At 53.7% G+C, this 8,340-nt stretch carries 8 protein-coding genes and 1 pseudogene; 5 read left to right on the plus strand and 4 right to left on the minus strand.

The features are described 5' to 3' along the window. The first annotated feature begins 7 nt into the window (after nt 1-7). Nucleotides 8-1,489: an oligosaccharide flippase family protein gene (locus METLW4_RS26915; protein WP_198290166.1), complete on the plus strand. Its 1,482-nt coding sequence runs from the start codon at nt 8-10 to the stop codon at nt 1,487-1,489. 39 nt (nt 1,490-1,528) lie between these two features. Here METLW4_RS26915 and METLW4_RS23785 read toward each other — a convergent pair. After that, nucleotides 1,529-2,598 (minus strand): annotated as a pseudogene (locus METLW4_RS23785) (IS630 family transposase). A 68-nt stretch (nt 2,599-2,666) separates the two neighbouring features. Here METLW4_RS23785 and METLW4_RS26920 point away from each other — a divergent pair. The 4 genes from METLW4_RS26920 (at nt 2,667) to METLW4_RS26930 (ending at nt 7,017) form a co-directional block, all read left to right on the plus strand. After that, nucleotides 2,667-3,458, plus strand: a complete 792-nt coding sequence (locus METLW4_RS26920; protein ID WP_083919199.1) for a class I SAM-dependent methyltransferase — start codon at nt 2,667-2,669, stop codon at nt 3,456-3,458. A 14-nt stretch (nt 3,459-3,472) separates the two neighbouring features. Then, on the plus strand, nt 3,473-4,783 hold the full coding sequence (locus tag METLW4_RS26925) for a glycosyltransferase WbsX family protein (RefSeq protein WP_083919305.1): 1,311 nt from the start codon (nt 3,473-3,475) through the stop codon (nt 4,781-4,783). A 147-nt stretch (nt 4,784-4,930) separates the two neighbouring features. Then, nucleotides 4,931-6,091 (plus strand): glycosyltransferase WbsX family protein, encoded by a 1,161-nt coding sequence (locus METLW4_RS0103210; protein ID WP_083919200.1) that lies wholly within the window; start codon nt 4,931-4,933, stop codon nt 6,089-6,091. A 44-nt stretch (nt 6,092-6,135) separates the two neighbouring features. Beyond that, nucleotides 6,136-7,017 (plus strand): glycosyltransferase, encoded by an 882-nt coding sequence (locus tag METLW4_RS26930; RefSeq protein ID WP_083919201.1) that lies wholly within the window; start codon nt 6,136-6,138, stop codon nt 7,015-7,017. Nucleotides 7,018-7,093: 76 nt separating this feature from the next. On the opposite strand, the gene METLW4_RS0103225 is transcribed toward METLW4_RS26930, so the two are convergent. From METLW4_RS0103225 to tnpC, 3 genes are all read right to left on the minus strand, one after another. After that, nucleotides 7,094-7,327, minus strand: a complete 234-nt coding sequence (locus tag METLW4_RS0103225) for a hypothetical protein (protein WP_026191211.1) — start codon at nt 7,325-7,327, stop codon at nt 7,094-7,096. A gap of 128 nt (nt 7,328-7,455) precedes the next feature. Continuing rightward, a complete protein-coding gene (locus METLW4_RS0103230; protein ID WP_043332106.1) occupies nt 7,456-7,689 on the minus strand; it encodes a hypothetical protein in 234 nt (77 codons plus the stop codon). 2 nt (nt 7,690-7,691) lie between these two features. Further along, nucleotides 7,692-8,340: IS66 family transposase (gene tnpC / locus METLW4_RS0103235; RefSeq protein ID WP_157235297.1), on the minus strand; the 649-nt coding region annotated here is incomplete at its 5' end.

The following is an 8,340-nucleotide window of genomic DNA, read 5'->3' on the forward strand; positions in this document are numbered from 1 at the left end:
GCGTGAAATGAATCGTCGCTCCCTAGAAGTAAACTTCGTAATTAACATCCTTGGATCGATAGCACCTTTATTTATCTCGCTTGTCACCGTTCCGTTATATATGCGTCAAATCGGCGATAGCCGGTATGGTGTAATGTCAATCGTATGGGTGATGCTTGGCTATTTTGGATTTTTGGACTTAGGTTTGTCTCGCGCTGCTGCAAATTCGCTTTCAAGACTCAAAGACAACGAGGCGGACAAAAGAGGCAACATAATAGTTACCGGTTTAATCCTGAATATTGGTATGGGGGTGCTTGGAAGTCTTCTTCTTGCGACGACTGGGGGATATCTCCTTAGCGATATATTGAGAATTTCGGATGAACTAAGGCATGAAGTCGCCATTGCTTTTCCGTGGATAGTATGCCTTTTCCCTTTAGCGCTCTTGTCCGGCTTTGGAATTGGTGTAATTGAATCGCGTGAAAATTTCCTAATTGTAAATATCATTCAATTTTTTGGGACTGCAGCCGGACAGATATTACCCATAGTTTTGGCATTCCTTGTAGACCCCTCGCTGGCGGTGGTCATCCCTGCGGCTGTCATCTCCCGCGGCGTGTGCATGCTTGTGTTGCTACTTGCCGCTTTCCGCGGCGAGGGTTTTTTTGGGGGGGGAGCATTTGACGCTTTACAAGCAAAGAAGCTACTGAGCTATGGAGGATGGGTGAGTGCATCTAGTATTATTGGCCCTATTCTTCTTTCTTTTGACCAATTTGTGATTGGAGCAGTTCTGGGGGTCGCAACAATCCCTCTGTACGCAATTCCAATGAGTCTTGTCTCGCGTGGTCAGATATTTGCAGGGGCGTTAATCAGAACATTGTTTCCAAGAATCTCAAGTCTCTCAAATGAGGATGCTCGCATACTATCTTTCCAATCACTTAGTTTTTTGTTGTTTGGGTATGGTGCCGTATGTGCGGCAGCGATGGTTTTGTCACCCGCCTTTTTTAGTAAATGGATAAGTAATGAATTCGCGGCTAGCGCGGTCCCAGTAGTGGAGATTCTATTCGTCGGTGCTTGGGTCAATGGCATCGCATATGTTCCCTATGGGCTATTGCAGGGAAGGGGACGGCCGGATATAACAGCAAAATGCCATATCATCGAATTGATTCCATTCATTGTGATAATTTCTATCTTAACATCAGTTTTTGGGATTATAGGTGCCGCGGTTGCTTGGAGTCTTCGTTGCGCGATCGACGCGTTGCTGTTATTGTATGCTGCCCGCATGTTTAACTTGAAAACAGTGCTAGACATTTTGATTGTGCTGGCCGTGCTTGTGCTTTCGGCCGTTTTCAGCCAAGTTCTCGGTGATAGGTTTGCCGCAGCCTTTGGCAGCGCGATCGTGCTTTTTTTCGGAACGGCAGCTATCGGAGGCGTTCGGTACCCTGTAGTAGTGCGATTCATGCTTAATTCTCGCTTGAGGTCGATCTCAAATCTTGAGCACGGAGCGGAGACATAAGGGCGCTTTCGTGCCGCCCGACCCGTCTAGTGCACCGACTCAGACGGAAGGCGCGGGAACTCGGGCCAGCTTGTCGAAATCGGTCTTGTCTGGCTTTGTCCAGATGGAAGGCTCGGCGAATTTGTTGTGTGCGTCATGTAGCGAGCGATCTCGGCTTCGAGCTCGGGCACGGATTCGAACACGCCGCGACGTATTTTTCGGCGGGGGATCGTCGAGAAAAGCCCCTCGATGGCTTTTAGCCACGAAGCGGAGGTTGCCGTGAAGTGAAAGGTCCAGCGTGGATGATAGGCGAGCCACTTCATCACGGCGGGATGCTTATGGGTCGCGTAACTGTCGAGGATGGCGTGGATGACCTTGCCCTCCGGCGCGGCGCGCTCGACCGCGGAGAGAAAGCGGATGAACTCCTGATGCCGATGCTGCTTCACGCCGCGGCCGATGACGGTTCCGTGCAGAATATCGAGCGCGGCGAACAGGGTGGTCGTGCCGTTTCTCTTGTAGTCGTGGGTCATGGTCCCGCATTTTCCGGGTTTGAGCGGCAGGCCGGGCTGTGTACGCTCGAGCGCCTGGATATGGCTCTTCTCGTCGATGGAGACCACGACGGCGTGAGTCGGCGGGTCCATATAGAGGCCGACGACATCCTCGACCTTCTCGGCAAATTGTGGATCGGTCGACCGCTCGAAGGTTCGGATGCGATGCGGCTGGAGGCGATGCTTCTCCCAGAGGCGCTGCACCGCCCGCAGCGAGATCCCCATGATTTTCGCCATGGCGCGGCCTGTCCAATGAGTGGCGGCGCCGGGCGGCTCCGAGCGGGTCAATTCGAGAACTCTGGCGACGAGCTTCGCGTCGAGCGGGGCGCGGCGCGGCTTGCGGGTCTCGTCGCGCAACAGGCCATCGACGCCCTCTTCGCCATAACGCTGCTGTCAGCGCCAGGCCGCCGGACGGCTGACGCCGGCGGGCCGGGCGATCTCCAGAACCGGAAGCCGCTCGGCCGAAAAGAGCCCGATCTTTGCACGCTGGATATGTTTGAGCGCCCGAGAGCCATCAGAGGCGATCGCGCCCAGTCCCGAAGGATGCTTCTGACTGTTTGGGCCATGAGCCCAGGCTCGCACGCCGAGCTGCAATTGTGAATCCTATGTCGGTATCAGTGCACTAGGTTTACTTTGTAAGGTGAACAGGGATGTCAAATAAAATTTCCGGTGAGTTTGAACTGGCAGAGGGCGATCCGCTTCGATACGAGCGGTCGCTCGATATGAACTCCTTGGACCCGTTCGAGTCGGATGCAATTATCTGCGAACTAATTCCGCCAGGCAGTCGGGTTCTTGAAATAGGCTGCGGAACTGGGTCGCTGCTGAAATTGATACAAGCTAACCTTGCGACGGAGGTAATTGGCGTCGAACCTAATGAAGAGCGGGCTGTCTCTGCTCGCAGTAAAGGGCTAATGGTAACAACTGGTATCGCTACGTCTGAGTTTCTCGAATCTGTTGGTACATTTGATGTGATTATATTTGCAGACGTGTTAGAGCATTTACAATATCCCGGTGAGACACTTTTGCGCGTTCGAGAAAGTATTAGACCTGGTGGAATTGTAATTGCTTCTGTACCAAATGTCGCGCATTGGTCAATAAGACTATCGCTTGCGTTTGGATTCTTTGAATATAAGTCTACTGGTCTTATGGACTATACGCATCTAAGATGGTTCACGGCAAGCAGTTTTAGTCTATTGTTCCATAATTCTGGTTACAATATTCGATGCTCAAGGAGGTCGCACGGGTATTGGATGATAAATGCTTACAGATCATCTTGGCCATTTAGCTTCATCTCTGACGCGATAAAAAGACCACTACTAAAATGGGCTGTCCGTGCATTTCCAAATTTGTTTGGCTATCAGCATATAATATCAGCGTCTGTTGCATCGAATCGAAATATGATCCGCCGCGAGGCGGATACATATCAACATAACCACGGATGATGGGCGGGGCAAGTATGGACTTTTTTGAACACATCCAACAGAACACATCTGCCGGGGCGCTTTACGAGGGTTGTATAAAAAATTCTGGAGTGCGGTTAGATCAGCATGTGAGACTTATCGCATACTATCTACCTCAGTTTCATGCGATACCCGAAAACGATCGTTGGTGGGGAAAAGGCTTCACGGAATGGACAAATGTAACGAAAGCTATCCCGAGATTTGTCGGGCATTATCAGCCACGTTTGCCCGGCGAGTTGGGGTTCTATGATCTTACAAATGTAGATATTCTGAGGCGGCAGGCTGAGTTAGCTAAGTCATGTGGTATATATGGGTTCTGTTTCCATTATTATTGGTTCGGCGGGGCGCGGCTATTAGAAAGGCCCCTGGATTTGTTTTTAGAAAATCAAGATTTAGATATTCCGTTTTGTATCAATTGGGCTAACGAAAACTGGACGCGTCGTTGGGATGGGCTTGAGCAACAGGTCTTAAAAGAGCAACATTACTCGCCAAAAGATGACCTGGAATTTGCGAAGTCGTTGGAGCCGCTGTTTCGGGATCGACGTTATATAAAAATTAATGGCAGACCTCTATTGATGCTTTATAAGCCTCTCCTTCTTCCCGATGCTCGAACAACCGTGATGCGTTGGCGCTCGCACTTTGTGGAAAAAGGTTTAGGTAATCCATATATAATCATGCCTCAAATGCAAGGTGACGAGGATCCGCGGCTCTATGGAATGGATGCTGCTGCCGGCTTTCCGCCGCATCTATCTGGGTTTAATGAACTACCCACGGATGTCGAGTCGCTCGATCTGCTCGACCCGAATTATCGTGGCCGCGTTGTAGAATATGATCGGATGATCGAGAATGCGCTCTCGATTCGTCCCACCGAGTATCGTTACTTTCCTGGCGTTTGCCCGTCTTGGGATAACGAAGCTAGACGACCAGGTGCGGGCCAATGCTTTGCTGGCTCGACTCCAGAAAAATACGGGCAATGGCTTGCGAGCGCTTGTGAATACGTATTGGAGGCAGAGACGCCTGACGAACGTATTGTATTTGTTAACGCCTGGAACGAATGGGCCGAGGGCGCTTATTTGGAGCCCGATAGACATTACGGATATGCTTATCTCGCGGAGACCGCTCGGGTAATGAGGAGGTTAAAGCCGTCAACGAAAACTCGTCCATCAAAGATCATGCCCGCAGAAATTTTTGTAGCGCGTTCGCGAGAAGGGCGATTGGGACCTGTCCGGTGGAAAAAATTCTTAAAGCGAGGAATCAATCGATTCGCGGATAGGCTGGAGAATCTCGCACGGAGCCTTCGTGTCTGAGTGGGACTTGTTACCAAAGGCGATTCGGCGTTGTCTTCTGTCGGGTCAAAAAATTACATTCGAGTGGCCTTGCTCCGGTGATGTGGAAGCGGATAAAATCACGTAATGATCGGCGTATCATCGTCATTCGGCCATGAGGATCGCGTAATGCACGGTGTAAAATCGCAGCAAAGTTATGTTTTAGATGACGCGGAGGGGCCTTTTTGTAGTCCTAAAGCGAGAGTTATCGCGTTCTACCTTCCGCAGTTTCATCCCATTCCCGAGAATAACGAATGGTGGGGGGCGGGCTTCACCGAATGGACAAATGTCGCGAAAGCGAAGCCACTTTACCCAGGTCATATACAACCGCAACTTCCAGCAGATCTCGGGTTTTATGATTTACGCGTGCCAGAAGTCAGAGAGCAACAGGCTCAGTTGGCGCTCGAAGCAGGCATCGAGGGGTTTTGTTATTGGCATTATTGGTTTGGAAAGGGACGACGCATCTTGGAGCGGCCGTTCGATGAAATGTTGGCCACGGGCAAACCTGAGTTTCCGTTCTGCCTTGCTTGGGCCAACCAGCCGTGGACCGGAGTTTGGCACGGCAACCCGCGGCAGACGCTGCTCGATCAGACCTACCCAGGATTTGACGACTATAAAGCGCACTTCGATCTTGTGCTCCCTGCGTTTCGGGACCCCCGCTACATGCGAGTCGACGGTAAGCCAATGTTTTTGGTCTTCGACCCACATCATTTGGGCCAGACGACGATGTTCACTACATTGTGGCGTGATTTTGCAAGTGAGGCGGGGATCCCGGGAATTCATTTTGTCGGAATGTCGAATAAGCACGTCCCGGAATTGCTGGCTCCGTTCGACATGTTGACGACGTATGGACCGGGAAACTATCTTGATTACCTTCCCCAGGATATCGGTAGCCGCTTGATACGTCGGTTACGTGCTCGCGATTTCGGATCTACCATCAACAGGGTGCTCGGTATTGCCAAGCGGCCCCGACGTTTCAGCTATGCCCGGATGGTTGAATGCTTGACGAGTGTCGTACCGTCGGATTCGCGGTACGTGCCTTGCGTTCTGCCGAATTGGGACAACACGCCGCGGTCAAGTTCGCGCGGGGTCGTTTTTGAAAATTCAACGCCAGAGCTGTTTGAAGCCTATCTGAATAGCGCCATTGAGAGGGTTTCTGGGCGGGAATTCCAGCATAGGATCGTGTTTTTGAAGGCCTGGAACGAGTGGGCAGAAGGAAACTATGTCGAGCCGGATTTGCGTCACGGTCATGGTTACTTGGAGGCGGTCCGTCGGGCAGTATTTTATTAGAGTGGCTTCACCATCACCACGCCAAAAAATCGGAAGAGACTAAAATGCACTTTGACGATAGGAGTCTATCCGTTCTTGTCGTAATACCGGCTAGAAACAGTGCTCGGACGATTGGACCTTTGCTGGATTCACTTGCCGCTCAGCGCGGCGCGCCTCCATTCCGAGTGGTCGTTAGTGATAATGGTTCGACCGATGATCTGAGCGCAGAAATTGTTGCTGCCCGGAAAAGGTGTCCAAATCTCGAGCTCGCATGTGTCGACGCATCGGACAAAGGCGGCGCGGCTCATGCGCGAAACGTTGGTGCCAATTCAGTTGCTTCGCGCGCAATTCTGTTCTGCGATAGCGATGACATCGTAGACGCGGAATGGGTGGGGCAACTCGCGCGCGGCCTTGAGATTTACAGCGGTGTTGGAGGCCGGCTCGACGAACGTGTTCTAAACGCAGAGTTTTCTGAGCAGCGAACGCATGCTAGCGTCGACCTGCCCATCGGATTAAATTTTCTGCCTTACCCGATCGGCACGAACTGCGGAGTTCGACGGGAGGTCTGGGACGCGATTGGCGGCTATGATGAGAGCTATACGACCGGTGGTGAAGAAGTCGAGTTTTTCTGGCGTCTCCAACTTGCAGGTTTCTCGCTCGGCTTCATCCGCGAGGCCGTAGTGTTCTATCGTCATCGCGAGGATCTCGGCGCTAATCTTCGTCGGGAGTTTCGTCATGGAGTGAGTAGCTGCAAGCTTTTTGCTCAGTTCAAGATCCACATACAGAGCGAATCGTTACTTTCGATTTCTCGCGCTTGGGCAGGCACAATTCTTCGATTACCGCTACTCGTTCATCCAAACAAGCGATTGAGTGTGCTACGCCGCGGCGCGCATCAGCTCGGACAGGTTGTCGGTAGTGTTCGTTTTCGTGTGATTCACCTTGCTTGAGGAGAGATGGAAGCGATCTGTGGGCGGCTGTATGGTAAGCATCCGGCGTGGACCGCAGGCGGAATAGGCTGAAGCGTCAGGCGCCGGCGCGCGACTTCAGGTCTTTGTGGATTTCGATGAGCTCGACGAGAGTTTCGATGCCGAAGTCGGTGAATGCGAGAACGCCATCGTCTTTGACGCCGTAGACCCAGATGACGCCGTCCTCGGTGTCCATTTCGAGAGCGACGTCGTGGATGAAGTCGACGCTCTCGCCGAGGCGTTCCGCGACGCGCTCGACGGTCGTGACGTGATCGACCTTGTTGGCGTGCATGCTCAGGCCGCCAGCGCCGACGCGCACGGAGCCGACGCTCGCCAGTTCCACGGCAGCAGTTCATCGTAAGCGACGTTCCCGTCCCAGTAAGCATCCGGCGTGGACCGCAGGCGGAATAGGCTGAAGCGTCAGGCGCCGGCGCGCAACTTCAGGTCTTTGTGGATTTCGATGAGCTCGACGAGAGTTTCGATGCCGAAGTCGGTGAATGCGAGAACGCCGTCGTCTCCGATGCCGTAGACCCAGATGACGCCGTCCTCGGTGTCCATTTCGAGAGCGACGTCGTGGACGAAGTCGACGCTCTCGCCGAGGCGTTCCGCGACGCGCTCGACGGTCGTGACGTGATCGACCTTGTTGACGAGCATGCTCAGGCCGCCAGCGCCGACGCGCACGGAGCCGACACTCGCCAGTTCCACGGCAGCAGTTCATCGAGCCTATGCGCTGGGTGTCCGGCGATGCGCGCGAGAACGTCGGCGAGCCAGGCCTGCGGATCGACGCCGTTCATCTTGGCGGTGATGATGAGGCTGTACATCGCGGCGGCCCGCTGGCCGCCGCGGTCGGAACCGCAGAACAACCAGCTTTTCCGGCCAAGGGCGATGCCTCTCAGGCCGCGCTCGGCGGCATTGTTCGACAAGCAGACTCGTCCGTCGGTGAGGAACAACGTGAAGGCTGGCCACCGCTTCAGCATGTACTGGATCGCCTTGGCGAGATCGTGCCCGCGCGAGAGTTTGGCGAGCTGCTGGCGCAGATGGATTTCCAGCGCGTCGACGAGCGGGCGGCTCGACGCCTGTCGAACAACGAGACGTTCTTCCGCGCTCTTGCCGAGGATGGACCGCTCGATCGCAAACAGCGCGTCGATCCGCCCCACGATTTCGATGGCGATCGGCGAGAGCGGAATCTCTTTCTTCCCCGCCGCCTTGCGCCGCGCATTCTCGCCGATGTCCGCCATTGCGAAGAACGGGCGCCGCGCATGGACCCAGCACGCGGCCTCGCGGATCGGGCCGGGCTCGCGCCCC

The organism is Methylosinus sp. LW4, from assembly GCF_000379125.1.
In the GTDB taxonomy this organism is placed as follows: Bacteria; Pseudomonadota; Alphaproteobacteria; order Rhizobiales; family Beijerinckiaceae; genus Methylosinus.

Coding starts and splice junctions, on each gene's coding strand:
- METLW4_RS26915 (WP_198290166.1), top strand. CDS start 8: ATGAATCGTCGCTCCCTAGAAGTAAACTTCGTAATTAACATCCTTGGA.
- METLW4_RS26920 (WP_083919199.1), top strand. CDS start 2,667: ATGTCAAATAAAATTTCCGGTGAGTTTGAACTGGCAGAGGGCGATCCG.
- METLW4_RS26925 (WP_083919305.1), top strand. CDS start 3,473: ATGGACTTTTTTGAACACATCCAACAGAACACATCTGCCGGGGCGCTT.
- METLW4_RS0103210 (WP_083919200.1), top strand. CDS start 4,931: ATGCACGGTGTAAAATCGCAGCAAAGTTATGTTTTAGATGACGCGGAG.
- METLW4_RS26930 (WP_083919201.1), top strand. CDS start 6,136: ATGCACTTTGACGATAGGAGTCTATCCGTTCTTGTCGTAATACCGGCT.
- METLW4_RS0103225 (WP_026191211.1), bottom strand. CDS start 7,327: ATGCACGCCAACAAGGTCGATCACGTCACGACCGTCGAGCGCGTCGCG.
- METLW4_RS0103230 (WP_043332106.1), bottom strand. CDS start 7,689: ATGCTCGTCAACAAGGTCGATCACGTCACGACCGTCGAGCGCGTCGCG.